This is a genomic window from Campylobacter concisus, assembly GCF_003048555.1.
In the GTDB taxonomy this organism is placed as follows: Bacteria; Campylobacterota; Campylobacteria; order Campylobacterales; family Campylobacteraceae; genus Campylobacter_A; species Campylobacter_A concisus_AO.
On sequence record NZ_PIRR01000011.1, the window covers coordinates 19,129 to 45,284 of the forward strand.

At 37.2% G+C, this 26,156-nt stretch carries 26 protein-coding genes; 25 read left to right on the forward strand and 1 reads right to left on the reverse strand.

The window, feature by feature from the left end; all coding sequences use genetic code 11:
* Positions 1–18 precede the first annotated feature (18 nt).
* The 19 genes from CVS92_RS03160 (at position 19) to CVS92_RS03250 (ending at position 17,202) form a co-directional block, all read left to right on the forward strand.
* Positions 19–1,092 carry an epoxyqueuosine reductase QueH gene (locus tag CVS92_RS03160; RefSeq protein ID WP_107788488.1) on the forward strand — a complete coding sequence of 358 codons (1,074 nt, stop codon included), beginning with the start codon at positions 19–21 and terminating at the stop codon, positions 1,090–1,092.
* Between the two features lie 150 nt (positions 1,093–1,242).
* Positions 1,243–1,689: a 3-hydroxyacyl-ACP dehydratase FabZ gene (gene fabZ, locus CVS92_RS03165; protein WP_021091063.1), complete on the forward strand. Its 447-nt coding sequence runs from the start codon at positions 1,243–1,245 to the stop codon at positions 1,687–1,689.
* Between the two features lie 21 nt (positions 1,690–1,710).
* Positions 1,711–2,499: an acyl-ACP--UDP-N-acetylglucosamine O-acyltransferase gene (lpxA, locus tag CVS92_RS03170; protein ID WP_021091018.1), complete on the forward strand. Its 789-nt coding sequence runs from the start codon at positions 1,711–1,713 to the stop codon at positions 2,497–2,499.
* Positions 2,499–3,731: an ATP-dependent Clp protease ATP-binding subunit ClpX gene (gene clpX / locus CVS92_RS03175; RefSeq protein WP_021090629.1), complete on the forward strand. Its 1,233-nt coding sequence runs from the start codon at positions 2,499–2,501 to the stop codon at positions 3,729–3,731. Before lpxA ends, clpX begins: the two co-directional genes overlap by 1 nt.
* A gap of 9 nt (positions 3,732–3,740) precedes the next feature.
* Positions 3,741–4,778, forward strand: a complete 1,038-nt coding sequence (locus tag CVS92_RS03180; protein ID WP_021090637.1) for a rod shape-determining protein — start codon at positions 3,741–3,743, stop codon at positions 4,776–4,778.
* Positions 4,768–5,523: a rod shape-determining protein MreC gene (gene mreC, locus CVS92_RS03185; protein ID WP_107788489.1), complete on the forward strand. Its 756-nt coding sequence runs from the start codon at positions 4,768–4,770 to the stop codon at positions 5,521–5,523. The genes CVS92_RS03180 and mreC overlap by 11 nt, the downstream gene beginning before the upstream one ends.
* Positions 5,523–8,783, forward strand: a complete 3,261-nt coding sequence (carB, locus tag CVS92_RS03190; RefSeq protein WP_107788490.1) for a carbamoyl-phosphate synthase large subunit — start codon at positions 5,523–5,525, stop codon at positions 8,781–8,783. Before mreC ends, carB begins: the two co-directional genes overlap by 1 nt.
* 163 nt (positions 8,784–8,946) lie before the next feature.
* Complete coding sequence (locus tag CVS92_RS03195; protein ID WP_085657831.1) at positions 8,947–9,387, forward strand: isoleucyl-tRNA synthetase; 441 nt, start codon at positions 8,947–8,949, stop codon at positions 9,385–9,387.
* Positions 9,388–9,436: 49 nt separating this feature from the next.
* Positions 9,437–9,991 (forward strand): DUF507 family protein, encoded by a 555-nt coding sequence (locus CVS92_RS03200; protein WP_107788491.1) that lies wholly within the window; start codon positions 9,437–9,439, stop codon positions 9,989–9,991.
* Positions 9,988–11,106, forward strand: coding sequence for a glutamine-hydrolyzing carbamoyl-phosphate synthase small subunit (gene carA / locus CVS92_RS03205; protein WP_084041626.1), 1,119 nt, complete (start codon positions 9,988–9,990; stop codon positions 11,104–11,106). The genes CVS92_RS03200 and carA overlap by 4 nt, the downstream gene beginning before the upstream one ends.
* A gap of 22 nt (positions 11,107–11,128) precedes the next feature.
* Positions 11,129–11,773, forward strand: a complete 645-nt coding sequence (locus CVS92_RS03210; RefSeq protein WP_107788497.1) for a sulfite exporter TauE/SafE family protein — start codon at positions 11,129–11,131, stop codon at positions 11,771–11,773.
* A gap of 79 nt (positions 11,774–11,852) precedes the next feature.
* A complete protein-coding gene (locus CVS92_RS03215; RefSeq protein WP_084041627.1) occupies positions 11,853–12,536 on the forward strand; it encodes a response regulator transcription factor in 684 nt (227 codons plus the stop codon).
* Between the two features lie 92 nt (positions 12,537–12,628).
* Positions 12,629–14,116 carry a cytochrome-c oxidase, cbb3-type subunit I gene (gene ccoN, locus CVS92_RS03220; protein ID WP_035167282.1) on the forward strand — a complete coding sequence of 496 codons (1,488 nt, stop codon included), beginning with the start codon at positions 12,629–12,631 and terminating at the stop codon, positions 14,114–14,116.
* Positions 14,116–14,781, forward strand: a complete 666-nt coding sequence (gene ccoO / locus CVS92_RS03225; protein ID WP_084041629.1) for a cytochrome-c oxidase, cbb3-type subunit II — start codon at positions 14,116–14,118, stop codon at positions 14,779–14,781. Before ccoN ends, ccoO begins: the two co-directional genes overlap by 1 nt.
* A gap of 9 nt (positions 14,782–14,790) precedes the next feature.
* Positions 14,791–15,000 (forward strand): cytochrome c oxidase, cbb3-type, CcoQ subunit, encoded by a 210-nt coding sequence (locus tag CVS92_RS03230; RefSeq protein ID WP_021090915.1) that lies wholly within the window; start codon positions 14,791–14,793, stop codon positions 14,998–15,000.
* Positions 14,988–15,851 (forward strand): cbb3-type cytochrome c oxidase N-terminal domain-containing protein, encoded by an 864-nt coding sequence (locus tag CVS92_RS03235; protein WP_107788492.1) that lies wholly within the window; start codon positions 14,988–14,990, stop codon positions 15,849–15,851. The genes CVS92_RS03230 and CVS92_RS03235 overlap by 13 nt, the downstream gene beginning before the upstream one ends.
* Positions 15,851–16,063 carry a DUF4006 family protein gene (locus CVS92_RS03240; RefSeq protein ID WP_021090794.1) on the forward strand — a complete coding sequence of 71 codons (213 nt, stop codon included), beginning with the start codon at positions 15,851–15,853 and terminating at the stop codon, positions 16,061–16,063. The genes CVS92_RS03235 and CVS92_RS03240 overlap by 1 nt, the downstream gene beginning before the upstream one ends.
* Positions 16,064–16,169: 106 nt before the next feature.
* On the forward strand, positions 16,170–16,739 hold the full coding sequence (locus CVS92_RS03245; RefSeq protein WP_107788493.1) for a hypothetical protein: 570 nt from the start codon (positions 16,170–16,172) through the stop codon (positions 16,737–16,739).
* The gene (locus tag CVS92_RS03250; RefSeq protein ID WP_103560498.1) at positions 16,732–17,202 is read left to right on the forward strand and encodes a FixH family protein; all 471 of its coding nucleotides are present in this window, start codon (positions 16,732–16,734) and stop codon (positions 17,200–17,202) included. Before CVS92_RS03245 ends, CVS92_RS03250 begins: the two co-directional genes overlap by 8 nt.
* A 117-nt stretch (positions 17,203–17,319) precedes the next feature.
* On the opposite strand, the gene CVS92_RS03255 is transcribed toward CVS92_RS03250, so the two are convergent.
* On the reverse strand, positions 17,320–17,907 hold the full coding sequence (locus CVS92_RS03255) for a flavin reductase (protein WP_103560499.1): 588 nt from the start codon (positions 17,905–17,907) through the stop codon (positions 17,320–17,322).
* A 150-nt stretch (positions 17,908–18,057) separates the two neighbouring features.
* Here CVS92_RS03255 and CVS92_RS03260 point away from each other — a divergent pair, with 150 nt between their 5' ends.
* The 6 genes from CVS92_RS03260 (at position 18,058) to CVS92_RS03285 (ending at position 26,004) form a co-directional block, all read left to right on the forward strand.
* Positions 18,058–20,403 carry a PD-(D/E)XK nuclease family protein gene (locus CVS92_RS03260; RefSeq protein ID WP_107788494.1) on the forward strand — a complete coding sequence of 782 codons (2,346 nt, stop codon included), beginning with the start codon at positions 18,058–18,060 and terminating at the stop codon, positions 20,401–20,403.
* Complete coding sequence (locus tag CVS92_RS03265) at positions 20,400–23,219, forward strand: RecB-like helicase (RefSeq protein ID WP_107788495.1); 2,820 nt, start codon at positions 20,400–20,402, stop codon at positions 23,217–23,219. The genes CVS92_RS03260 and CVS92_RS03265 overlap by 4 nt, the downstream gene beginning before the upstream one ends.
* An 80-nt stretch (positions 23,220–23,299) precedes the next feature.
* Positions 23,300–23,728, forward strand: coding sequence for a 50S ribosomal protein L13 (rplM, locus tag CVS92_RS03270; protein WP_002939292.1), 429 nt, complete (start codon positions 23,300–23,302; stop codon positions 23,726–23,728).
* Positions 23,729–23,730: 2 nt separating this feature from the next.
* Positions 23,731–24,120, forward strand: a complete 390-nt coding sequence (gene rpsI / locus CVS92_RS03275) for a 30S ribosomal protein S9 (RefSeq protein WP_021084780.1) — start codon at positions 23,731–23,733, stop codon at positions 24,118–24,120.
* Between the two features lie 153 nt (positions 24,121–24,273).
* A complete protein-coding gene (locus CVS92_RS03280; protein WP_084041636.1) occupies positions 24,274–25,290 on the forward strand; it encodes an OmpA family protein in 1,017 nt (338 codons plus the stop codon).
* Between the two features lie 75 nt (positions 25,291–25,365).
* Positions 25,366–26,004 (forward strand): HAD family hydrolase, encoded by a 639-nt coding sequence (locus CVS92_RS03285; RefSeq protein ID WP_107788496.1) that lies wholly within the window; start codon positions 25,366–25,368, stop codon positions 26,002–26,004.
* Positions 26,005–26,156 lie beyond the last annotated feature (152 nt).

The following is a 26,156-nucleotide window of genomic DNA, read 5'->3' on the forward strand; positions in this document are numbered from 1 at the left end:
AGCAAAAAAGGTTAAATTTTGCTAGTTCACATCTGCTGCTCGGTCGATAGCCACTACTTTTTACAGCGCCTACGAAAAGATCATCCAAATGAACGAATAGTAGGCTATTTTTATGACCCAAACATACATCCATATAGCGAATTTTTACTGCGTTTTGAGGACGTGAAGCGAAGCTGCGAGAAGCTAGACATCGAGCTAATATGTGGACAATACGACTATGAGGCGTGGCTTGGTGGCACAAAAGGACTTGAAGATGAGCCAGAAAAGGGCAAAAGGTGCGAATATTGCTTTGACTTTCGCATGAAAGACTCCGCTAAAAAAGCACTTGAGCTAGGACTTGGTAAGATCACGACGACACTTTTGATGAGCCCAAAAAAGGACTTTTCTCAGCTTAAAAAGGCACTTGATGAGGCAGTGGCTGGCTCAAATTTAGAGGCGGTTGCGGTTGATTATAGAAAAAATGGCGGCACAAGCGAGCAGTTCATCCTAGCTAAAAAAGATAAGCTCTATCACCAAAATTACTGCGGCTGCGTCTTTGCACTAAAAAAGCAGCGCGACTCGCAAAATTTACCACAAAGTGAGCTTATGAGCGAGCTACACGCAAGAGCGCTTTATGGCAGCATTGAGGCTAGGCTTGAGCTTTACAAAAAGGTGCGCGAGTGCGAGGCGAGAGGTGAGAAATTTCACCTTTTTAGAAGGCGATTTTTAAACTACAGGCTTTTACGCGCTTACGTAAAATTTGAAGGTCATATGACACCGAGCTACTTTGTGCTCTACTCTGGCTTTAAAAGAGAAAATTTAAAGCTAAATATAGAGCGCGACTGCGAGATGGACGATGAGCTAAAAGAGGGCGCGATATTTATGAGCATAGAGTGCTTCAATAAATTTACAAATAGCAAATTTAAAAGCATTGATGAGCTTTGCAAAAGGCCGCTCGAGCTTGACGCTGAGATGAAATTTCGCCGTGATATAAGCGGGGAATTTTCACAAAATCCTATCATTATCTTAGATGAGATCAAAAAGGGTAGCTACGAAATTTACGCAAAGGCTGTTTTTTATAACGATAGTGAAGAAATTTTGGTTTTAGGCTAAAAGGTGAGTTTATAAAATTTATCTTAAAGCGGTGAATTAAATTTTTGCCACATAAGGCGAAATTTAGAGATTTTTAAAAGAGGCTAATAATTTTTTTCTTAGTATAAATTTGTTACAATCGCCAGAAATTTACATTACTAAGGCTAAAACGTGATAGATGTCGTAGAAATTCAAAAAATTCTCCCACATAGATTCCCATTTTTACTTATAGATAGAGTTGTCGAGCTAGAGCCTGCAAAAAACATCGTCGCTTACAAAAATGTAACCATTGGCGAACCGATATTTCAGGGGCACTTCCCAGGCCATCCAATATATCCTGGCGTTATGATAATAGAAGGCATGGCGCAAGCTGGTGGCGTGCTAGCGTTTAAGAGTATGAGTGATGAGCATCAAGCTGGTATCGAGAACAAAGTGGTCTATTTTATGAGCATAGACGGAGCAAAATTTCGCCATCCAGTCCGCCCTGGAGATAGACTAGAGTATAGACTAAACGTGCTAAAACACAAAGGAAATATCTGGGTGCTTGAAGGCAAGGCATATGTAGATGACGCACTTTGCGCTGAGGCTGAACTAAAAGCGATGATAGTCGATAAATAGGCTTTAAGACAAAGAGATACAATGAAAAATATCCACCAAACAGCCGTTATAGAAGATGGAGCGATCATTGGAGATGACGCAAATATCGAGGCTTATGCGTTTGTAAGTAAAGATGCGGTCCTTGGCAACAACGTCACGATAAAGCAAGGCGCAAGGGTGCTTGGCAAGACGAGGATCGGCGATAACTCTCGTGTATTTAGCTACGCGATCGTGGGCGATATCCCGCAAGATATCAGCTATAAAGATGAGATTGATACCGGGGTAATTATCGGCGAGCACGCAACTATACGTGAGTTTTGCACGATAAACTCAGGCACGCACAAAGGCGATGGTATAACAAGGATCGGTGATAATGCTTTTATAATGGCATATTCTCACATTGCACACGACTGCATAATAGGCAGCAACGTCATTTTGGCAAATAACGCAACTCTAGCAGGCCATGTCGAGCTTGGCGATTACGCTGTTGTGGGCGGTCTTACGCCTATTCATCAGTTTGTTAGAGTTGGCGAGAGCTGCATGATTGCAGGTGCAAGCGCGCTTAGCCAAGATGTAGTGCCATTTTGCCTAGCTGAGGGCAACAGAGCTTATATAAGAAGCTTAAATTTGGTCGGCATTAGGCGTAGATTTGATAAAGAGCAAGTTGAGGAGCTAGTTCGCGCTTATAAATTTTTGTTTAATCAAGGCATTAGCCTAAAAGATCAGGCAAATGAGCTAATCGCTAAAACCAGCGATGAAAATGTTAAAAAAATGTGTAAATTTATATTAGAAACGACAAGAGGAATTCCGCTTGCAAAAGGAAGAGATTAATGGCTAGAAAGTGTAATTTTTGTGGAGAGGCAGAGTCTGCTGAGAGAAGATTACTCGCTGATATCGAAGGAAATGCCTATATATGCGAGTATTGTATCGCTGCTGCATACGATATGATACATGGAGATACTAGTGTAGAAGAGAGTAAAAATGACGAAACGATAGAGTATCAAAAGCTCACACCAAAGGAGCTAAAAGCTGTACTTGATAACTATGTGATCGGTCAAGATAGGGCTAAAAAGGTCTTTAGCGTCGGCGTATATAACCACTATAAGAGAATTTTTAAACAAAGCGACATCAAAGACGATACTGAAATTTCAAAATCAAACATCTTGCTTGTTGGTCCAACTGGAAGCGGAAAGACGTTGATGGCTCAGACTTTGGCAAGATTTCTTGATGTGCCTATCGCAATTTGTGATGCCACAAGCCTAACTGAGGCTGGATATGTCGGCGAGGACGTTGAAAATATCCTAACAAGGCTCTTGCAAGCTGCAAATGGTGATGTTAAAAAGGCGGAGCAAGGCATCGTCTTTGTCGATGAGATCGATAAGATCGCTAGAATGAGTGAAAATAGAAGCATCACAAGAGACGTTTCAGGCGAAGGCGTACAGCAAGCGCTTTTAAAGATCATCGAAGGAAGCGTCGTGAACATCCCACCAAAAGGCGGCAGAAAACATCCAAACCAAGACTTCATCCAGATAGATACGACAAATATTTTATTCGTTTGTGGTGGTGCATTTGACGGACTTCTTGATATTATTGAGAGAAGAGTTGGTAAAAATGTACTTGGATTTAACCAAGAAAAACGTGGTAAAAATGAAAAAGAAAATTTACTAAGCCTGCTTGAGCCAGACGATCTAGTAAGATATGGCCTCATCCCAGAGCTTATTGGTAGACTTCACGTAGTAGCTACTTTGAACGAGATAACAAAAGAAGATATGGTTAAAATTTTAACCGAGCCAAAAAATGCGATATTAAAACAATATCAAAAGCTTTGTGCGATTGACGGTGCTACGCTTAAATTTGATGATGAAGCGCTTGAAGAGATAGCAAGTCTAGCTATTGAGAGAAAGACCGGAGCAAGAGGGCTTAGAAGTATAATGGAAGAGCTTATGACAGACATAATGTATGAGCTACCAGAGTTAAAAGAGTATGATATTGTTATCTCAAAAGAGACTGTAAAAGATAAGGCAAAGCCAATTTTAATAAAGCACGATAAGAAAATAGCATAAAGGAAATAGATGTTTTTAGATCAGGTTATAGGTTTTTTCTCAAGTGATATGGGCATAGATCTCGGTACGGCAAATACACTTGTTTTGGTAAAGGATAAAGGCATAATAATAAATGAGCCTTCTGTTGTTGCGGTAAGGCGTGAGAAATATGGTAAACAAAAAATTTTAGCGGTCGGACATGCTGCAAAAGAGATGGTAGGAAAAACCCCAGGCGATATTGAGGCGATAAGGCCGATGAGAGATGGCGTTATTGCGGATTTTGATATGACTGAGCGTATGATACGCTATTTTATAGAAAAGACTCACAAAAGAAAAAGCTTTCTACGCCCAAGGATCATCATCTCAGTTCCTTATGGATTAACTCAGGTCGAAAGAAAAGCTGTTAGAGAAAGTGCCTTAAGTGCTGGAGCAAGAGAGGTATTTTTGATCGAAGAGCCTATGGCAGCAGCAATCGGCGCAAATTTACCAGTCCGTGAGCCACAAGGCAACCTAGTAGTCGATATCGGTGGTGGTACGACTGAGATAGGTGTTGTCTCGCTTGGTGGTCTAGTTATTTCAAAATCAATCCGCACAGCTGGAGATAAGATTGATATTAGTATTGTTAATTACATAAAAGAGAAATATAACCTACTAATAGGTGAGCGAACTGGCGAGGAGATAAAGATTGCTGTAGGTTCTGCTGTGCAGCTTGAAAAAGAGCTAAGCGTAGTGGTAAAAGGACGCGACCAAGTAAGTGGTCTTTTAAGTAGAGTCGAGCTAACAAGCGAAGATGTAAGAGAGGCGATGAGAGAGCCACTAAAAGAGATCGCAGATGCGCTTAAAACCGTGCTTGAGATGATGCCGCCTGATCTTGCTGGTGATATCGTCGAGACTGGTATCGTGCTAACTGGCGGTGGAGCGCTTATTAGAGGGCTTGATAAGTTCTTATCTGATATCGTTAAACTTCCAGTATTTGTAGCAGATGAGCCACTTCTCGCGGTTGCTAGAGGAACAGGCAAGGCACTTGAAGAGATTGGGCTTTTACAACAGCTGACAAATGAAGAGTAAGATTGTTCTTTTTGTTTTTATAGCATTGCTTGCTACGGCCTCAGTTTTCAAGGGAGAAATTTTAAGTAATCTTTCTATCGGGTTTAGTAACTATGCTACAAATTCATACGACAATTTTGCTAAAAGCGTGAAAGACTATATAAACGAATATTTTAGGCAGGCTAGCGAGATAGAAAAACTAAGAGCGCAAAATGAAGAGCTAGAGCGCTCAGCCACACTTCTTTCTACTTTTGCAAATGAGCTAAATCAAATTTTAAAAGATAAAAACTCAACTGCCTACGCCCCAGCTGTAAAGCTAGTAAAAGGGCTTAGTTACGTGCATATCGGGGATTATAATAAAATTTGGATAAGCGAGTTTGAAGGATACGACCCAAATAAAATTTACGGGCTCATCTATCAAGGAAATAGCGCTGGCATCGTCATCGCAAAAGACGGCAAGCCGCTAGCATACTTGCAAAACGACCCAAAAAGTATATTTGCAGTTTACATAGGAAATGACAAAATTCCAGGCGTCGCGCATGGAAATCAAGGCCAAATAATGGTGAAATTTATCCCACAATGGCTCAGTCCAAAAGAGGGCGATGAGGTCTTTACGAGCGGGCTTGACGGGATATTTTTTAGTGGAGTGCCAGTAGGGCGCGTGAGTAAAATTTTAAAAGAGAGCTCCTATCAAAGCGTGATAGTTGAGCCCTATGCAAAGCCAAACATACCAAACTATCTATACGTTGTAACAAAGGAAAAATGATGCCAAAAAGAACAGACATAAATACCATTTTGCTAATCGGCTCAGGCCCTATCGTCATCGGTCAAGCCTGCGAATTTGACTACTCAGGCACGCAAGCAGCCAAGACGCTAAAAGAGCTTGGATACCGCGTAGTGCTTATCAACTCAAATCCAGCCACCATCATGACTGACCCAAATTTCGCCGACGCAACGTATATAGAACCGATCACAAAAGATAGCATTTTAAAGATCATCGAAAAAGAAAATATTGATGCTATCTTGCCAACGATGGGCGGTCAAGTGGCGCTAAATGCCGCTATGGAGGTCTTTGAGAGCGGTCTTTTAAAGGATGTCAAATTTCTTGGTGCAAACCCAGAAGCGATAAAAAAGGGCGAAGATAGACAAATTTTTAAAGCAACTATGCAAAAGATCGGCATGGATCTACCTGAGAGTAGATATGCCTACAACATGGACGACGCGCTAAATGCGGCAAATGAGATAGGCTTTCCGCTCATCATAAGAGCTAGCTACACGCTTGGTGGCGCAGGAAGTGGCGTGGCTTATAATATGGATGAGTTTAAAGAGCTAGCCAACACCGGCCTTGACGCAAGCCCGATACATGAAATTTTGATAGAAGAGAGCTTGCTTGGCTGGAAAGAGTATGAGATGGAGGTCATCAGAGATAGAAATGATAACTGCATCATCGTCTGCTCGATCGAAAATTTTGACCCAATGGGCGTTCACACAGGCGATAGTATCACGGTCGCACCAGCACTAACACTCACAGATAAAGAGTATCAGGCTATGCGTGATGCAAGCTTTGCTATACTTCGTGAGATTGGCGTTGATACTGGTGGCAGCAACGTGCAGTTTGCCATAGATCCAAAAACTGGCCGTATGATCGTTATTGAGATGAATCCACGTGTGAGCCGGAGTTCAGCGCTAGCAAGTAAAGCTACTGGCTATCCGATCGCCAAGGTAGCGACGCTTCTAGCCGTTGGTTTTAGCCTAGATGAGATCAAAAATGATATCACAGGCACACCTGCTAGCTTTGAGCCGGTGATTGACTACATCGTGACAAAAATTCCTCGCTTTACATTTGAGAAATTTCCAGGATCAAACCCATATCTAGGCACCGCGATGAAGTCGGTTGGCGAGGTTATGGCGATAGGTAGGACATTTAAAGAGAGCATCCAAAAGGCGCTTTGTAGTTTAGAGCGCGACCTTTGCGGATTTAACAGCCTTAGCCTAGAGAAAAACGCTTTGATTTATGGTATCAGAAATGCAAATGAGAGGAGAATTTTATATCTAGCACAAGCCTTTAGAGATGGCTTTAGCGTGGCTGAGGTGCATGAGTTTAGTAAGATCGATCCATGGTTTTTAGAGCAAATTTATGAGATAGTTAAATTTGAAGATAAGATCGACATGGATATCTTAAATAACGAAGAGCTGCTGCGAGAGGCCAAAAGTATGGGCTTTTCAGACAAGATGATAGCTGTGCTTATAAATGAAAAAGACGATCTTGAGCTTAGCCAAAATGATATCTATTTTGCTAGGCAAAAGCTTGGCATCGAGCTTGAATACAACGAGGTCGATACTTGTGCGGGCGAGTTTAAGGCACTAACGCCATATCTTTACTCAACCACAAATATCACTAAATTCCCTAAAAAAGAGCTAGCAAAAGACGCTAAAAAGGTGATGATAATAGGTGGTGGTCCAAATAGGATCGGTCAGGGCATAGAGTTTGACTACTGCTGCGTGCACGCAAGCTACGCCCTAAGAGACCTTGGCATAAAAACGATAATGTATAACTGCAACCCAGAAACCGTCTCGACTGACTACGATACGAGTGATATTTTGTACTTTGAGCCGATTGATTTTGAGCATGTTAGATCAGTTATCGAGCGCGAAAAGCCAGACGGCGTGATCGTGCATTTTGGCGGACAAACTCCGCTTAAATTTGCAAAACGCCTAAGCGTGATCGGCGCAAAGATCATCGGCACAACTGCAAGAGTGATCGACGTGGCAGAGGATAGAAAAAAATTTAGCGAATTTATAAATAAAATAGGCGTTCTTCAGCCTAAAAACGATACCGCCACTAGCCTAGAAGAAGCCTTGCAAAAGGCCGCAAATATCGGCTATCCAGTGCTTGTTCGCCCAAGCTACGTCCTTGGCGGCAGGGCGATGAGAAGGGTACACAACGAGAGCGAGCTAAAAGAGTATATGAGTGAGGCGGTCAAAGTTAGCAACCACTCGCCAGTGCTACTTGATAAATTTTTACAAGACGCAAAAGAGCTCGACGTAGATGCGATATGTGACGGCAAAGAGGTCTATATCGGCGCTATAATGGAGCACATCGAGGAGGCTGGAATTCACTCTGGCGACTCAGCTTGCATATTGCCACCGATGAGTTTAAGTGATGAAATGATAAAAAAAGTGGAGAAGCAAACTAGAGATATCGCGCTAAATTTAGGTGTTGTCGGCCTTATGAATATCCAGTTTGCCATCTATGAAAACGAGCTTTATATGATCGAGGTAAATCCTCGCGCGAGCAGGACTGTGCCGTTTGTGAGCAAGGCCACTGGCATGCCTATGGCAAAGGTAGCGACAAGAGTTATGTGGCAGAGAAATTTACGTGAAGCGCTTAAATTTTATGATGATTACAAGGTGGTTTATGAAGATGGCGACATCTTAAAACCTCGCGTTAGCTCGCATATTTGCGTAAAAGAGTGTGTATTACCGTTTAACAAGCTAAGTGGCGCCGATCTCATCCTTGGCCCTGAGATGAAGAGTACGGGCGAAGTCATGGGTATCAGCCACGACTTTGCAAGCTCATTTGCAAAGAGCCAGATCGCTGCTAGCAACACTTTACCAAGCAAAGGTAGGGTATTTTTAACACTAGCTGACGCTGATAAATCTTACGCGCCAGACCTTGCAAAAGAGCTAATAGCACTTGGTTTTAGCATCATCGCAACTGGCGGTACGCATAAAATTTTAAGTGAAGCTGGTGTGGAGGCCGAGTTTGTCTATAAGATAAGCGAGGGTAGGCCAAATGTCGAAGATAGGCTAAAAAACGGCGATATCGCACTTGTTATTAACACAAGCGATACAAAATCAAGCGTGGATGATGGCAAAAAGATCCGCCAAAATGTGCTTAGATTTAAGATTCCTTACTTTACAACGATCCGTGCAGCACTCGCAGCCGCTAAGTCGCTAAGCTCAGTTCAAACTGGCAAAGCACTTGAAGTAAAAAGCTTGCAAGAGTATTTATCTAAAAAGTAATAAATTTAAGGCAGTTTAGCTTATAGCTAAACTGTTTTTAAAGTATTATTAAGAGCAATAGATATTAATGCATGGCATTTTGCTTTGAATTTTAGTCTAGCTTTCATCAATCTAGTAATATTAAAGCTTATGTTTAATATAATCTCACTCAAAAGGAGAGATTATGAAAATTTTAAATGCTTTTTTTACGGGTATTATATTTGTCCTTGCTCCTATTTTTACGCTATTTGTTGGAATTTACAACAACTACTTTTCTTACTATGGCATAAGCGAGTATTTTAATGTTATTTTTGTTGATAACGTGCCTTTCTTATGGCTTTTGCCCGTATTTTTTATATTTGGGTATTGCTTTTTTTACGCGCCTTTTAGAAAAATTTTTAGAGCCTTTTATTTAGTTTTGCTGATAGTTTGTGCTTTTAGTTGGTATCCTGACTTTGGACGCACTTTAGGAGAAAATTATTTTATGAGCAAATCGCTATCTTTAGATATTTCATCAAATTTAGAAAATGAGCAAAAGACTGATGGAAAGATACTTTATGATGGACGAAGAGAAATTTATTTTTTAAGAAGCGATAATAATAAAGTCGTTAAAATTTCAAAGTAAAGTTTTACCTTTATTTAGTTAAAATGGCATAAAAATTTAAAGGTTTAAAATGCGTTTAAAACTCCCACACGTTCCGTATATTTCACATAAAATAGCAATAGATCTTCTAAATTGTGGTTTCGTAAGACTAAATAAAGGCATTGAGCCAATCGTAGCAAAAACAAGTGAAATTTTAACAGTCGATATTCAAAAAGAAAGAGCTTTAGATGAGCGAGTAAATGAGCTTTTGGAGAAAAATGAAGACGAGATGCAAACTATGCAAATTGACCGCAAAAATATGTTTTGGCTCGTTAAAAAGAAGCTCGCAGGTGAATTTGATGTAATTTTAACCCACGAAGATAGATTTAGCAATATCGCTCACAAAGTGCTTGAAACTATTTGGAAGAGCGGTCTTGTTGATTATAATGTATCTGAAAATCGCGTAAAAAATGTGATTTATAACTCAATAGACGAGTACTTAAAAAGCTATGAGAAGATAGAAGATGATGTTTATGAAATGATACAAAATTATAAACATAAGCTAATCCCAGGAACTGATGAATATGATCTTGTCTTTGAGCGTTTGTATCAAGATGAGCTTAAAAAAAGAGGCATGCTTCAATGAAAGCTTACATTTATATTGAAAATGGTGTTTTTTTAGAAGCAAAAGCTTTTGGTGCTCATGGTGAGTGTGCAGGTGAGCTCGTTTTTAATACCTCGATGACTGGCTATGAAGAGATCATGAGCGATCCAAGCTATGCTGGTCAGTTTATCGTCTTTACGATGCCAGAAATAGGTATAGTAGGTATAAATGAAGACGATATGGAGAGCCTTAGAATTCATGCAAGCGGCGTTATAATGAGAAGCTACAACGAGACCCCGTCAAACTACCGCTCGCAAAAATCTTTGGGAAAATTTTTCGAAGAGCAAGGTAAATTTGGCGTTTATGACGTTGATACTAGATACCTCACAAAGATGCTACGCGATGAAGGTGCCTTGATGGCTTATATCTCAACACAGATAAGTGATAAAGACGAGCTAAAACGCAGGCTTGAAAGTAGTGGGCGTATCGAAAATATAAACTACGTAAAAACAGTTAGTGCGATGGATGAATATGAGCACAAAAAAGGCGCTTGGGATAGAAATTTAAAGTCATATAAGCCGCTAAAAAGTATTGGCAAAAAGATAGCTGTTTTTGACTTTGGCGTAAAGAGAAATATCTTAAACGAGCTATGTGAAACTGGTCTTGAAGTCATCGTCGTGCCACACGACACTAAGGCTGAAATTTTGATAGAAAAATTTAAAAATGGCGAGATAAATGGGGTATTTTTATCAAATGGTCCTGGTGAGCCAAAAAATTTAAAGGCCGAAATAGGCGAGATCAAAAAGATGATAGAGGCTAGGATACCTATATTTGGCATCTGTCTCGGACATCAGTTACTCTCAAACGCCTTTGGGTACGAGACATATAAGCTTAAATTTGGTCAGCACGGAGCAAATCACCCAGTGCTAAATTTAGAGACAAAAGCGATCGAGATAACAACACAAAATCACAACTACAACGTACCTGAGAGTATCGCAGAAGTAGCTGTTGTGACTCATAGAAATTTATTTGACAACACAATTGAGGGTGTGAGATACAAAGACTATCCGATCTTTTCGGTCCAGCACCACCCAGAAGCAAGTGGTGGTCCAAGCGAGAGTAAATATATATTTAAGCAGTTTTTAGAAATTTTATAAGATGCAAAACTTAAACCTCTACATGATTGTCTCAGTTGCATTTTTAAGTAGCTTTAGTCATTGTGTAGGTATGTGTAGTGGATTTTTGAGCCTACAGACTCTATTTTTTAAAGGCAAAAGCAAGAGAGAAATTCTAATGCTAAGTACGCTTTATAGTCTAGCTAGAATTTTTGCTTATGTGGTTTTAGGAGCTTTGTTTGGTACCTTTGGAGCTGTTATTAGCTTTAGTATGCAAGCAAGAGGTGTGATATTTTTTATAGTTGGCTTAGTGATCGCGTTTATCGGCATTGCCTTACTTTTTAGGGGTGAGCTTTTAAAATTTGTAGAGAATCAAAAGGCGCTTAATTTTGTAGTAAGAATTGCAAAAACGAGGATTCAAAAGAAAAATTTAACAAATTTTTTATTACTTGGTTTTTTAAATGGCTTTTTGCCTTGTGGTGTGGTTTATTATTTTTTGGCACTTGGGATTTTAAGTGCAAATTTTATTGATTCGGTTTTTATAATGCTTGTATTTGGTCTTTGTACATTGCCAGCCATGCTTTTAGCTAGCTTTGTATTTGGAATTTTAAATGAAAAATTTAAAGACATAATGTTTAAGATCTCAGCTAGCATAATGATAATAAATGGAATTTATCTATCATTTTTAGGGTATAGAGCAAATGCCTAAGATGGTAAAGCGAGAGAAATAATTGTTAATTGCATCAAATTTATGATGTTTGATAAATATAACCAAAAAGGAAGAGTAAATGAGCAAGATTCTTAATAATCTAACCGTTCTTATCGTTGAAAATGAGGGAGATGGTAAAAAAATAGTACAAGAAGTTATGCGAGATAAATTCGAAAAAGTTATCACTGCTCAAAATGGCGATGAAGGACTTAAGAAATTTAAAAAATATAATCCAAATATGGTTATAACAGACGTTTTTATGCCTATAATGAATGGCCTTGATATGGCTAAATGCATTAAAGAAATTTCAAAAGATACACCTATTATAGTTTTTAGCACAAATAGTGAAAAAGAGACACTTCTAAAAGCGATAGATGTTGGTATTGATAAATACGTTTTAAAGCCGATTGATCTTGATGATTTTTTGGTTACGTTAGAAAATGTTGCTAAAAATAAGATAGAGACAGCAAATATTATTCAGGTTACAAATGGATATAGTTTTAATAAAATAAAACGTGTGCTTATCAGAGATGGTGTTGAAATTTCTCTTACAAAAAAAGAACTTGCATTTATATCTTTACTCATAAAAAGACTTGGTACGCTTGTGCTTCACGATGAAATAAAAAATGTTGTTTGGGTTGGCGAGAGCGTGACAGAGGCTGCTATTAGGACCTTTGTTAAACGTGTTAGAGATAAAGTTGGTAGTAATTTTATAAAAAATGTTCCTGGACTTGGTTACAAAATAGATAGAAGACTCTCCTAGTAAAAGATAATTTATATTAATTAAGTCTTTTTATAGTTTTTCTACTCTAAAATAATCGAAAATTAATATAAATTTAACTAGGAGGAAAATTTATGCGACCATCCCAGTTGCTACATTATGATTATAGTGTGGCAAAACTCTTTATGTTTTCCACGATATTTTTTGGTATTGTTGGCATGGCTATTGGTGTTTTGGTAGCTTTTCAGCTTGCCTGTCCTGATCTAAACTATATAGCTGGTGAGTATTCGGCATTTGGTAGATTGCGTCCTCTTCATACTAACGGTATCATTTTTGGTTTTATGCTCTCTGGTATATTTGCCACTTGGTATTACATAGGACAGCGTGTCCTAAAAGTATCAATGAGTGAATCTCCGTTTTTGATGTTCATTGGTAAGCTTCATTTTTGGCTTTATATACTTGTTATGATTCTAGCTGTCGTGACACTTTTTATGGGTGAGAGTACATCTAAAGAGTATGCCGAGCTTGAGTGGCCACTAGATATTGCTGTAGTAGTAGTCTGGGTGCTTTGGGGCGTAAGTATATTCGGGCTTATTGGTATACGCCGCGAGAAAACACTTTATATCTCGGTTTGGTATTACATTGCTACATTCCTTGGCGTTGCTATGCTTTATCTATTTAATAACATGGAAATTCCAACAAGGCTAGTTAGTGGATATGGCTCATGGCTACACTCAGTTTCTATGTATGCTGGCTCAAATGATGCTTTGGTTCAGTGGTGGTACGGTCACAACGCAGTTGCGTTTGTATTTACAGTAGCGATCATCGCCCAAATTTATTATTTCTTGCCAAAAGAGAGCGGACAGCCAATATTTTCTTATAAGCTTTCGTTATTTTCATTCTGGGGCCTTATGTTTATCTATCTTTGGGCTGGCGGTCACCACCTAATATATACTGCTGTGCCTGATTGGATGCAGACTATGGGTTCGGTTTTTTCTATTGTTTTGATTTTACCTTCTTGGGGTTCAGCTATTAATATGCTTCTTACAATGAAAGGCGAATGGACACAACTTCGCGAGAGCCCGCTTATTAAATTTATGATTCTAGCTTCAACTTTTTATATGTTTTCAACTCTTGAAGGCCCTATCTTAGCTATTAAATCTGTAAATGCACTAGCTCACTATACTGACTGGGTGCCAGGACACGTACATGATGGCGCACTTGGCTGGGTTGGTTTTATGACTATGGCAGCACTTTATCACATGACGCCACGTGTCTTTAAGCGCGAAATTTATTCAAAATCCCTAATGGAAGCTCAATTTTGGATACAAACAACAGGTATCGTTTTATACTTTGCTTCGATGTGGATTGCTGGTATTACGCAAGGTATGATGTGGAGAGCGACTGATAGCTATGGAAATTTACTCTACTCATTTATTGATACTGTTGTAGTGCTTATACCTTATTATTACATTAGAGCTATTGGTGGACTTTTGTATTTGATTGGCTTTTTGATGTTTGCTTACAATATCTACAAATCAACTTCTGCTAAAGCTATTTTGGCAGAGCCAAAAAGTGCAACGCCTATGGGCGGTGCTAAAGCCAATGCGGAGGTGATGTGATGTTTGCTTGGTTAGAAAAAAATCCATTCTTTTTTGCAGTTTGCGTCTTTATCGTCATAGCTTATGCTGGTGTGGTAGAAATTTTACCCGACTTTGCAAATAGGGCTAGACCACTTGAGGGTACAAAGCCTTATACGGTTTTAGAGCTTGCTGGAAAAAATATATATATACAAAATGGTTGCAATACTTGTCACTCACAGATGATACGTCCGTTTAAAGCAGAGACTGATAGATACGGCATGTACTCTTTAAGCGGCGAATTTGCTTATGATCGTCCTCATCTTTGGGGTTCAAAAAGAACGGGTCCAGATCTTATGCGTGTGGGTAATTATAGAACAACAGATTGGCATGAAAATCACATGCTAAACCCAGCCTCTGTTGTGCCAGGCTCGATCATGCCAGCATATCCATTTTTATTTAAGAAAAATGCTGATATAGAGACTGCTTACGCTGAAGCACTAACTGTTAAAAAGGTTTTTAACACACCTTATGATGAGAAAGATATGCCAGCTCTTGGCACTTTTGAGCAAGCAAATGCTAACGTGAAAGAGCAGGCTGCAAGTATCGTTGAAAGTATGAAAGATGAGCAAGTAAAAAGTGCCTTTGCAAAGGGTGAAATTCGCCAGATCGTGGCACTTATTGCCTATCTAAATAGCCTAAAATAGGAGTTAATAATGGACATTAGAGAACTTCAAGCTTATGGCTATTTTATTTTGACAGCATTCTTAGCTATCACTTTGTACGCTTATTTTTTTCATCTTTACAAAAGTGAAAAGCAAGGTAGAAGAAATTATGAGAAGTATTCAAGATTAGCCCTAGATGATGAGATTGGTAGTAAAATTTTAGAGCAAAAGGCTACAAAGGAGAGTGTATGCAATGGCTAAATTTAGAAGATAATATAAATTTACTTGCGTTAATAGGTGCCATCTTAATTATCGTACTAACTGTCGTTGTAGCTGGCAAGTATGTTGGTCAAATGAAAGTTAAAAAAGATGAAAGTGTAGAGCTTAGCGAGCATAACTGGGACGGAATAGGCGAGTATAAAAACCCAGTTCCATTTGGTTGGGCGATAGTTTTTTTACTAACTCTTGTTTGGGCGATTTGGTATTATTTACTTGGTTATCCACTAAATTCTTACTCACAAATCGGTGAATATAATAAAGAAGTAAAAGAAGCAAACGCTAAATTTGAAAAAGAGTATGCAAACCCAAGCAAAGAAACGCTTCATGCTATGGGAGAGAGCGTATTTTTGGTGCAATGCTCAGCATGTCATGGCATCACAGGCGATGGCATTGGTGGCAAAGCTGCAAATTTACAAATTTGGGGTAGTGAACAAGGAATAGTTGATACGATACTAAATGGCTCAAAAGGGCTTGATTATCCTATGGGTGAGATGCCAGCAGGACTAGCTGATGCTGATGGAGCAAAGGCTATCGCAGCCTATGTTGCAAAGGAGATAAGTGCTATAAAAAGTACAAAAAATGAAAATTTAGTAGCTATGGGAAAAGAGCTTTACGCAGCTTGTGCAGCTTGTCACGGAGATGATGGCAAAGGCATGGATGGCATGTCGGCTGATCTTAGTAAATATGGCTCAAGTGAGTTCATCGTAGATGTACTAAATCGTGGTAAAAACGGCAACATCGGTGTTATGCCTAAATTTAATGATGGCAGATTAAACGAGATACAACAAAAAGCAGTTGGCGAATATGTCATATCGCTATCAAAGGGCGAATAATGGAAAATAAAAATAGAAATATCTTTGCTTTAAATGGTATTAGCGGTTATTTGGTGGCAGTTTTGCTTTTGCTATCTATCCTTGGCGTACTTACTTATATTGGTATTGGCTTGCAAAAAGATGTAGCAACCAAACCTTACTCATTAAAAGATGCAAGTAGCATTGAGATGAAGAGCGTTGATAACGCTAAACACGTCATTATAAAGGAGTAGTGATGCTAGGCATAATAGAAAAAGCCATAATCTTGCTGATAGTTGTTGCAGGAGCTATTTGTGCGTGGTCAGTGCTTACATCAAACCACCTTTTTGTAGGCTAGGTGTGAGAAAATTTATACTCATTTTTATATTTTTGCTCTCACAAAGTTTGGCTTTGGGAGCAAATTTTGTGATAAATAATGATGAAATTCTAAGCCAAAAAGTAAGTGTAAAGCTAAATGAGATCGGCAGTGAGCTTTACGCAAAAAGCGGTATAAATTTAGCAGTTGGCATATATAAAGATGGTGAGCTAGAAGCTCTTTTTAAAGAGCAAAACCTTAGCTCGCCTTATGCTTTTTTACTGCTTATAAAGGATAAAAAGAAAGTAGAAATTTTTGCCGATTCTAATACTTCAAAGCTTTTTAATAAAGAACAAATTTTAAGTGTAAATCCAGAGTCAGGAACGATAATTCCTATTTTAGTTTCTAAAAATGGTAAAGATGTCTATAATGCTGCTATATTAAATGGCTATGCTGATATTGCCGAGCAAATCGCATCTAACTTAAATTTTCAGCTTGAAAGTAGTGTTGGAAATTCAAACAAAACTACGTTAAATTTTTTAAGATTTTTCATCTATGGTTTGGTTACATTTTTTATAATTGTTATCTTTTATAAAAAGGTAAAAAATGGATAAAAAAACCTTTTGGCCTTATGCTATCGTGCTTAGTTTCATTGCTATCATTATCGCTTGCGCAGTAACGATCATCATAGCACTGAAACATCCAGTCGAGATGGATAGCTCCTATATGCAAAGCTACCAAAATGTCGATGAAAATATAACCTTTATCAAAGAGAGTGAAAAACGCTTTGATGAGAAATTTGATCTAAAATTTGAGCCAAATTTTAATGCCCTAAATGCTAAGTTTAAATTTCATCTAACTCCAAAAAAAGGAGAAATTTCAGCTTTAAAATATGAAATTCTACTCACCCGCCCACAGACAAATAAAGAAAATAAAATTTTAAGAGCTTCATGGCAAGAAAATGATCTAGTAAGCGAAGAAACAAGTCTACAAGAAGGCAGGTGGCAGCTACTTTTAAGGCTAAGTGACACTAATGATACAAGGTATTATAAATTTGATCTTAATGTCACAAAATGATCTTAAAATCGTAGCTTTGGTATCTGAGAAAGATCTCAAAGCTGGATTTAAATTTTAACAAACTAATCTTTTTGGCTAAAACTAAAACACTAAGTTTTTATCAAATAAAGCTATAAATCAAATCTCTTTAAATCCAAAATTTAATCCCAAACGCTCGCAAGTGCCGACATATTCTTTAAATTTATAGATTAATGGATGCCATTTTTGCGTATCTATCTTTTCATCTTTTAGTAAATTTTCATCTACAAAAATGCCTGTAATCTTGCAAGTAACGATGCTAAACCACTCTTTTAACTCTATCTTTTCTACAACCGTTTCTATCTGTATCTTGCACTCTTTTATCCTGACGGTTTTTGCTTTTATACCAGGCTCTTTGCTGAGATTTGCTACCTTAAATTTATCGTGCTCGTAGGTGTAGCCAAGATTCTTTTTTTCTTCTGGCACTTCACTATCGCCAGTTAGTTTTTCCATTTTTTGCACAGCTTCTAGCAGGCTTTCATCACATAAATTTAGCGTGATATCTGAACCATTTTTGATATTTTTAAAGCCTTGATTTTCAATGCCTATGCCAAGCACTACTGTATTTCCTAACGTCCAAGAGGATGAAAGCACCGTGATATCATCGTTTGCGTTTTTATCTTTTGTGGTAGCCAGCAAAACCGGAAAGCCGTAGTAAAAACCTTGTCTGTTTAACTCTTTATGCATTTTTGCTCCTTTTTTATGATTGTAGCTTTTGGCTCTTTAAGGCTTAAAATTTTAATGTATTTAGATAAAAATTTAAAGCTTTACCTAAGCGTAAAAAGCGCTCTTTTATAAGCAATTAGATATCATTTCTTAAAAATTTAAGAGAGAAAAATGCATAACCTAAACCAACTTTTTGTCTTTACGAACTCGCGTAAGATTCGTGAATTTAATGCAAGTTTTAATGATGAATTAATCCCAAAAAGCCTAAGTATTGCTGAGTTTTATAAAAAGGTAGTTTATGTAGATGGTAGGTTTGAGATTGATAGCACCTATGCTTTAGTGCTTATGAATAGAGCCTGTGCTAGCGTCAAAAAGGCAAACTCTGTTCTTAAAATCCCAACTGAGTTTTTTGAATTTTTGAAAAATAATGACTATCTTTTTTCATTTTTTAAAGAGCTAGCTATTAGTAAAAAGAGTATCTCTGAGATCAAATTTAACGATATTTACGCTAATTTTGAGGAGCATTTAAACATACTTGAAGCGGTTTTAAAAGAGTATGAGAGCTTGCTTGATAGAGAAAATCTCTACGATGATATAATCTTGCCAAAAATTTATAACATAAATGAAGCTTACATCAAAAGCTTTAGTGAAATTTCACTACACATAGATGGAATTTTAAGCGAATTTGAGTGGGAAATTTTAGAGAAAATCTCAAAGCTAACTACGCTAAAAATTATCTTTCAAACTAGTGTTTTCAACACAAAGCTAATCAATAAAATAAGGCAAATTTCAGCTATTAACGAGATTGAAAATTACAAAAAATATGAGCTAAATTTAAAGACAAATGAGCTAATTTGCTTAGAAAATATCAAAAAATTTGAGCCAGTCTTAGAAAAGCGGTTTGCCACTAGAAGCCTGCAATGTGCCTACGCTATGGCAAAGGCGAGCGAGTTTGTGCGTGATGGAATAAAGCCTGAAAACATCGCTGTTATATTGCCAGATGAGAGTTTTAGTGAAATTTTAAGGTTACATGATAGCAATAAAATTTTTAACTATGCTATGGGTGAGAGCTTTAAAAATACAAAATTTTATGAGGTACTTTTTTACATTACAAAAGCGATAAACGAAGAGGCAAGACCGGTTTTTGATCAAAACAAGTGTGAGAGCTACGAGGAGCTTGGCTTTATCTTGAACACACTTGGCGTAAGCGAAGAGCTTTTTAATAAATTTAAATCAAGCTATTTTGACCTTTGCGACTTTGCTAAATTTAAAGAGCTAATAGATGAGCTTTTAATGCTTGAAAATGAGCCAAGATGCGAAGAAAAGCTTGCACTTGAGCTTTTTAGGATCGAGAATTTATGTAGGTATTTTAGCTTTAGCCTAAAGCAGCTAAGTGAAATTTTCTTGCTAAATATCTCACGCCTTAGCATCGATGATGTGGGTGGTGGAAAGATCAGTGTCATGGGCATGCTAGAGAGCCGTGGAATGAAATTTGATGGCGTAATCATAGTTGATTTTAATGATAACTTCATCCCAGCAAGAAGCACAAATGAGATGTTTTTAAACTCAAAAGTGAGGCAAAAAGCAGGGCTTATAAGCTACCTTGAGCGTGAAAATTTGCAGAGATTTTACTATGAAAGTCTTATAAACAATGCTAAAAAGGTCGCCATAAGCTGTGTTTTAAACGAAGAGAGTATTCCTTCAAGATTTTTAAAAAATTTCAAAATAATAAAAGATGAGAAATTTAGTGACGAGGCTTATTTAAAATTATTTTTAAAAGGAAGTACAAGCCTAAATTTAAGCGATGATGAGATCATTTTGGAGCATGATTTTTTCACTAGACCGCTATCATTTTCGACACTAAATTTATTTCTAACTTGCCCAAGAAAGTATTATTACGCAAAGATAGCTGGTATAAAAGGAGCAAAAGCAATAGCAACTGAGCCAGGATCTAAGCAAGGAAATAGCGTGCACAAGGCGCTTTATGAATACTACACAAGTGATTTTTATAGACAAAAAAATATATTTGATTTGGCTATTTTTAAAGAAATACTTGCAAAGCAAGATTTTTCTTCGCTTGAGCTTGAGATTTGGTCGCAGAAATTTAAAGAATACGCAGAGTTTGAAAATAAACGTTTAAATGCTGGCTTTAGAGTGCTTGAGTGCGAAAAAGACATAGAGAGCAGTTTTTGTGATGTAAAGATAAAAGGCATTATCGATAGGATCGATGTTAGCCCTGATGGTGAGCCTTTTATACTTGATTATAAAACTGGTGAGGCAAATGCGAATTCGCTTCAGCTTGCATTTTATGAAGCACTTTATGGTAGCGAGGTAAAAAGTGCTTATTTTGCTCTAAAGAATGAACCAGTACTTATTAACTCTAAAAAAAGTGTGGATGATCTAAAGGCCGAAATAGAAAATCTAAAGAGTATAAATAACACTAAGATAAATTTTGAAAGAAAAAGCGGAGCTTGTAAATTTTGCGAGTATGCCATACTTTGTAGGAGAGAGTTATGAAAGATTTTTTAGCCCTAAAAGCAAGTGCTGGAAGCGGGAAAACATTCGCTTTAAGCGTTCGTTATATCGCTTTGGTGCTTAGAGGCGAAAATATAAACGAGATCATCGCTCTAACCTTTACCAAAAAAGCGGCCAATGAGATGAAAGAGCGCATAATCACAACTTTTTTGGACTTGCAAAACAAAAAAGACGAGCTTGATAAGCTTTGCAAAGAGCTTGGTTTGAGCCAAGATGAGGTCATAAAAAGACGCGATGAGAAGCTTGATAGGTTTTTGCAAAGTGAGCTAAAAATTTATACATTTGATGCATTTTTCTCTGGAATCCTAAAGAAATTTAGTCAAAATTTAGGGCTTAGTCCTGATTACAGCGTGCAAGATAGTCTGCAAGATCTGGCGTGGAAAAAATTTGTAAAAGAGGTAAGTAAAGATCAAAAGCTTCTTAGTGAGCTTGCACTCATGATGATAATCTCAAGCCAAAAAGAGGCGAGTTTTTCGCAGACTTTGGCTAAATTTTATGAGAGCTTTGGCGGTGAGCTAAAAGATAGTGGTGCAAGCTATCCAGATGATAGCAAGGTAAGAGCAGCACAAAAGGAGATAAATGAGCATATAGCCTTGCAAAATGGTGCTAGCGATACGGCCAAAAAGACATTTAGTGAGCAAAATTTATTTGAGCTTTTTAAAAATAAGGTCTTTGAAAGAGAGAGCCTGGATTACCGCACTTTTAGTAAAATTTACACAAGTGAGCTTGACGAGCTTTTTGTAAAGCTAAAAGAGGCGGCAAAAGAGTATATTTTGGAGGTTGAAAGATACAGACTTAGCGGTTTTAGCAAGCTCTTAAACGTTTATAAATACTCAAATTTAGAGCTAAATAAAGAGATAAACGCTTTAAGTTTTGCTGATATAAATAAGCTGGTCTTTAAGCTTTTGGTTGAAAATTTTGATAAAGATGTGCTTTATTTCAGGCTTGATGGCCGCATAAATCACCTTTTGATAGATGAGTTTCAAGATACAAATGTGATCCAATATGAGATCATCTTGCCAATTATCAATGAAATCGTTTCAGGATACGGACAAAACGGGCTTGGAAGCTTCTTTTACGTTGGAGATACGAAGCAGAGTATCTATAAATTTAGGGGCGGTAAAAAAGAGCTTTTTGATAAGCTTGGAGATAATTTTAGTCAGGTAGATATAGAAAATTTACCAAGTAACTACCGCAGTTTAAAGGCTTTAGTGAAATTTAATAATGCTGTTTTTGAAGAAATTTACCATAGATATGGGCTTAGCTTTGAGCCACAAGAGCCAGCTAAAAAAGATAAGGAGCTAAGCTACAAAGTAAGTGGCGAGTGTCCTTATTTTGAAGCCAAAGAAGATGACTACGGCTACTTGCGTGTGCTAAGCGTTGAAGATATCGCGGGTGCAGTCGTTTCACAAGTAAAAGAGCTACTTGCTGCTGGCGTAAATGTAAGTGAGATAACTGTGCTTTGCTGGAAAAATAGTGACATCAGCCTCATCTCAGAGGTGCTTAGCAGTGAGGGGATAAAAAGCGTAAATGAAGGCAGCTTGGAGCTAAAGCGAACGCCGTTTGTTGCAGCGATCATCGAGTATGCGAAATTTTGTCTTTTTGGTGAAGAAATTTATGAAAAAAATGTAAAAGCACTCGTAAATACAAATCCTAAAAGGCTAAAAATAAAAGCCGAAGATAGTGCGACAAAAAGCCTATTTTATCTAGCTAAAAATTTATATATAAATATGGCTGATGTTGATATTTTAAGGCTTTTTGAGCTAAGCAGTGGCTACAAAAATTTAAGCGATTTTATCTTTAATCTTGAAAATTTTAGTTCTAAAATCAGTCCTAAAAATGCTGATGGCGTAAAGATAATGACCGTTCATAAATCAAAAGGACTCGAGTTTGCTCACGTGATAGTTTGTGATATGATGAGCAAGGGTAGGGGCGATGACTCAAACTTTATAACAGAATATAGCGAAAAAGGCGAGTGGATAGTAAAAAGCCGAATTTCTGGTAGAGAAAATTTTGACCCTGAGTATGCTGGCGTGTTAGAGCAAATAAAAGAGCTTGAGAAACAAGAAAATATCAATAAAATTTACGTCGCTTTCACTAGGGCTACAAAGTCGCTTATCATTATTAAACAAGCTGCTCCAAGTGGAAATAGTCCTAGCTTTTTTTCTTTTTATACTAGAAGCGATAAAAGCGAAGTAAACGACTATCTTGATTTAAAAGAGTTTAGTTTTGGTAAAATTTTACCTAGCAAGAGTGAGCAAAAAGAGGCAAAAAAAGATGAAAAAATGCCTGAAATTTTAAAGATAGAAAGGCAAGACGTAGAGGCAAGAGAGCAAAAAACGAGCGGTAAAAATTTAGAGGCAATCTATTTTGGCTTAGCGTTTCACTATTTACTTGAGATGAGTGAGAAATTTGATGAAAATTCGCTTTTAAAAGCTAAGAGTTTAATGCTAAATAAATTTTATAAATTTCTCTCACCTGATAGACTTGAAGATGCCTTTAAACGGGCAAAAATGCTAATAAATGAGCCAAAATTTCTAAAGTGCATAAAAGATAAAGAAATTTACAAAGAGCAGCCATTTAAAGTAAAAAATGAACTAAAGCAGATGGACTTATTTTGTATTGGAGAGAGCGAAATTTGTGTGATTGACTATAAAACGACCGATAAAAATATTGAGGAAAATAAAAAACAAGTTAGAGAATACAAAGAGGCATTAAGTAAATTTTATCCAAAGCATAGTATAATCGCCGTCATCTTCTACGCTCTTGATGGAAAAATTTCATATATTGAAGTTTAAATGCTACTTAATTTAAGCTTTATAAAAGCATTGTTTAAATACAATCACAACTCAAAAATTAACTTGGCAAAGGTAAGAAAATGACAAAAATAACAAAGCCAAATGAAGTTAAACGAGACTGGATCGTTGTTGATGCAGCTGGTAAGCGCTTTGGTAGATTGCTAACTGAGGTAGCAACTATACTTCGTGGCAAAAACAAACCATGCTTCACGCCAAATGTAGATTGTGGCGACTATGTTATCATCATAAATGCTTCTAAAGTAGAATTTACTGGTAATAACAAAGCTGAAGATAAACTTTATCACAGACACTCAGGATACTTTGGCAGCGTAAAAAGTGAAAAATTTGGCGATTTGATAGCAAATAAGCCAGAAAAACTATTTAAATTAGCTGTTCGTGGAATGCTTCCAAAAACTAAACTTGGAAGAGAGATGATAAAAAAACTAAAAGTTTATGCTGGCAGTGAGCATCCTCATACGGCACAAATAGCTAAAAAAGAAGGAAAATAATTATGGCAAAAGTTTATGCAACTGGTAAAAGAAAAACTGCCGTAGCAAAGGTTTGGATAAAAGCTGGAAGCGGTAAAATCGTAGTAAATGGTATGGATCTTAATACTTGGCTTGGTGGACATGAAGCTATAAAGCTTAAAGTAATTCAGCCACTTCTAGTTACTAAACAAGAGAGTTTAATAGATGTAGTAGCTACAACTTTAGGTGGTGGTTATTCAGCACAAGCTGAGGCTTTAAGACACGGCATTTCACGTGCTTTAGCTGACATGGATGCTGATTTTAGAGCAGCACTTAAACCAAAAGGCTTATTAACTAGAGACTCTCGTGTTGTTGAACGTAAGAAATTTGGTAGAAGAAAGGCTAGAAGAAGCCCACAATTCTCTAAACGTTAATGAATTTTTGCAATTGCTTTTGCATTTGCAAAATTTAAGTTGTGTAAATTTCAAATTTACATTGTTAATTAAATTATGATTTAGAGTCGGTTAAATTTTATTCAGTTAAAATGTAACCACTTTAAAATAAATCCTAAGGAAGGAATTCTAAATATGAAAAAGATTGCTTTAGCTATGGTTGCCGCAACAGCGGTTTTTGCGTCTAACGCAGCATATAATTATGAAGTTACTCCAACTATTGGCGGTGTTCACCCAGAGGGAAATCTACGTGTAAAAGACCATAACTTTGTTGGTGTTAGAGCTGCTAGAAATCTTGAAGATTTTTTCTTTGATCAAGTAGAGCTTGGTGTTGATTATACTCAAAAAGCAAAAGAAAAAACAGGTAGCTTAACAAGAGAAGGAAGAGTTCTTAGATATCATGCAAATCTTGTAAAAGATATAGTTGATTTTGGACCAGTTAGTCTATATGGCTTAGTTGGTGCTGGATATGAAGATGTTCCAGCTATTTTTGTTAAAAATGAAGATGGCGGTTTTGGCCAATATGGTTTTGGTTTAAGATATCAAGTAACTGATAGATTTGCTCTTAAAGCAGAAGCAAGAGACGCTATCAAATTTGAGCACGCTGATCATAACCTATTCTATTCACTAGGCTTTGGTATCGGTCTTGACTCAAAAGCAGCTCCAGTTGTGGCAGCAGCTCCAGTTGCAGCAGCAACTCCAGCAGCAACTCCAGTTCTTGATGATGATAATGATGGCGTGCCAAATGATATAGATCAATGCCCTAACACTCCAGCTGGCGTGGTTGTTGACGAAAGAGGATGCGAGAAAGTTATCGTTCTTAGAGACCTAGATGTTAACTTTGCATTTGATAGCTATAAAGTCGGACCAAAATATGCAGCTGAGATCAAAAAAGTAGCTGACTTTATGGGCGAACACCCAGATTATAAAGTTGTACTTGCTGGTCACACTGATAGTGTAGGCGCAGAAGCTTATAACCAAAAACTATCTGAAAAAAGAGCAAAGGCAGTAGCTGATGTTCTTGCTGGCTATGGCGTAAGCGAGGATAAAATTTCAACAGTTGGCTACGGTGAGCTTAAACCAATTGCTACAAATAAAACTAAAGAAGGTCGCGCTCAAAATAGACGCGTTGAAGCTACTTTCAATAAATAATCTTAATTGTTTAAGGTTACTTCTTTTAGGGGCTTAGCTTCGGCTAGGCCCTTTTTTATTTCTACGGAGAAAATGATGAACAAAACCATACTTTTTGATTTGGACGGTACGCTTATTGATTCTACTTCTGCTATTTTAAAAGGATTTGATAGAGCTTTTTTATCTCATGGCAAAAAAGAGCCAGACCATAATGCATTAAAGTCTTTGGTTGGTCATCCGCTTGAAATAATGTTTGAAAGACTTGGTGCAAGCAAAAATTTAATTGATAGCTATATAAAAGAATATAAAGCTTGTTACGAAAAAATTTATCTTGATGAGACAGTACTCTTAGATTATGCAAATGAAGCATTGAAGGAGGCAAGTAGCTTTGCTGATGTAGGTATAGTTACTACTAAAACTTCAAAATTTTCTATTATCTTGCTTGAGCATTTAGGAGTTATGAAATATATAAAAACTGTTATTGGAAGAGACGATGTTGCTAATCCAAAACCAAATCCAGAGCCAATAAATTTGGCTTTAACTAGACTTAATAAAGATAAAAATAATGCATTTATGGTAGGTGACACCATTATGGATCTAATGGCTGCACAAGCTGCTTTTGTTACAGGCGTGGGTCTAACTTGTGGATATGGTCAAAAGAGTGATTTGGAGAAATTTAGTAAACATATTTTCTCAAATCCATTTGAAGCCGTTAGTTTTATAGAAGAGGTTTAATAATCTAGTATCCCCAAACTGCTTATACTTTAAAGTAAATTTAACCTAACGTTTAGCTTGCTTGGTTATAAAATTTACTCCAAAAATTTATTACCTTTGTTTGGCGCAAAATCTTTTTAAAAATATTTATTATGAATTTTTAACATCTAAAT

Bases quoted from the DNA above. Each gene is read 5' to 3' on its own strand.
- carA (WP_084041626.1), top strand. From the start codon at position 9,988: ATGAAAGCTTACATTTATATTGAAAATGGTGTTTTTTTAGAAGCAAAA.
- CVS92_RS03250 (WP_103560498.1), top strand. From the start codon at position 16,732: ATGGATAAAAAAACCTTTTGGCCTTATGCTATCGTGCTTAGTTTCATT.
- CVS92_RS03235 (WP_107788492.1), top strand. From the start codon at position 14,988: ATGCAATGGCTAAATTTAGAAGATAATATAAATTTACTTGCGTTAATA.
- mreC (WP_107788489.1), top strand. From the start codon at position 4,768: ATGAAGAGTAAGATTGTTCTTTTTGTTTTTATAGCATTGCTTGCTACG.
- CVS92_RS03180 (WP_021090637.1), top strand. From the start codon at position 3,741: ATGTTTTTAGATCAGGTTATAGGTTTTTTCTCAAGTGATATGGGCATA.
- CVS92_RS03230 (WP_021090915.1), top strand. From the start codon at position 14,791: ATGGACATTAGAGAACTTCAAGCTTATGGCTATTTTATTTTGACAGCA.
- clpX (WP_021090629.1), top strand. From the start codon at position 2,499: ATGGCTAGAAAGTGTAATTTTTGTGGAGAGGCAGAGTCTGCTGAGAGA.
- CVS92_RS03260 (WP_107788494.1), top strand. From the start codon at position 18,058: ATGCATAACCTAAACCAACTTTTTGTCTTTACGAACTCGCGTAAGATT.
- CVS92_RS03265 (WP_107788495.1), top strand. From the start codon at position 20,400: ATGAAAGATTTTTTAGCCCTAAAAGCAAGTGCTGGAAGCGGGAAAACA.
- carB (WP_107788490.1), top strand. From the start codon at position 5,523: ATGCCAAAAAGAACAGACATAAATACCATTTTGCTAATCGGCTCAGGC.
- ccoN (WP_035167282.1), top strand. From the start codon at position 12,629: ATGCGACCATCCCAGTTGCTACATTATGATTATAGTGTGGCAAAACTC.
- rplM (WP_002939292.1), top strand. From the start codon at position 23,300: ATGACAAAAATAACAAAGCCAAATGAAGTTAAACGAGACTGGATCGTT.
- CVS92_RS03200 (WP_107788491.1), top strand. From the start codon at position 9,437: ATGCGTTTAAAACTCCCACACGTTCCGTATATTTCACATAAAATAGCA.
- CVS92_RS03240 (WP_021090794.1), top strand. From the start codon at position 15,851: ATGGAAAATAAAAATAGAAATATCTTTGCTTTAAATGGTATTAGCGGT.
- CVS92_RS03255 (WP_103560499.1), bottom strand. From the start codon at position 17,907: ATGCATAAAGAGTTAAACAGACAAGGTTTTTACTACGGCTTTCCGGTT.
- CVS92_RS03280 (WP_084041636.1), top strand. From the start codon at position 24,274: ATGAAAAAGATTGCTTTAGCTATGGTTGCCGCAACAGCGGTTTTTGCG.
- CVS92_RS03285 (WP_107788496.1), top strand. From the start codon at position 25,366: ATGAACAAAACCATACTTTTTGATTTGGACGGTACGCTTATTGATTCT.
- ccoO (WP_084041629.1), top strand. From the start codon at position 14,116: ATGTTTGCTTGGTTAGAAAAAAATCCATTCTTTTTTGCAGTTTGCGTC.
- lpxA (WP_021091018.1), top strand. From the start codon at position 1,711: ATGAAAAATATCCACCAAACAGCCGTTATAGAAGATGGAGCGATCATT.
- CVS92_RS03215 (WP_084041627.1), top strand. From the start codon at position 11,853: ATGAGCAAGATTCTTAATAATCTAACCGTTCTTATCGTTGAAAATGAG.
- rpsI (WP_021084780.1), top strand. From the start codon at position 23,731: ATGGCAAAAGTTTATGCAACTGGTAAAAGAAAAACTGCCGTAGCAAAG.
- CVS92_RS03195 (WP_085657831.1), top strand. From the start codon at position 8,947: ATGAAAATTTTAAATGCTTTTTTTACGGGTATTATATTTGTCCTTGCT.
- CVS92_RS03210 (WP_107788497.1), top strand. From the start codon at position 11,129: ATGATTGTCTCAGTTGCATTTTTAAGTAGCTTTAGTCATTGTGTAGGT.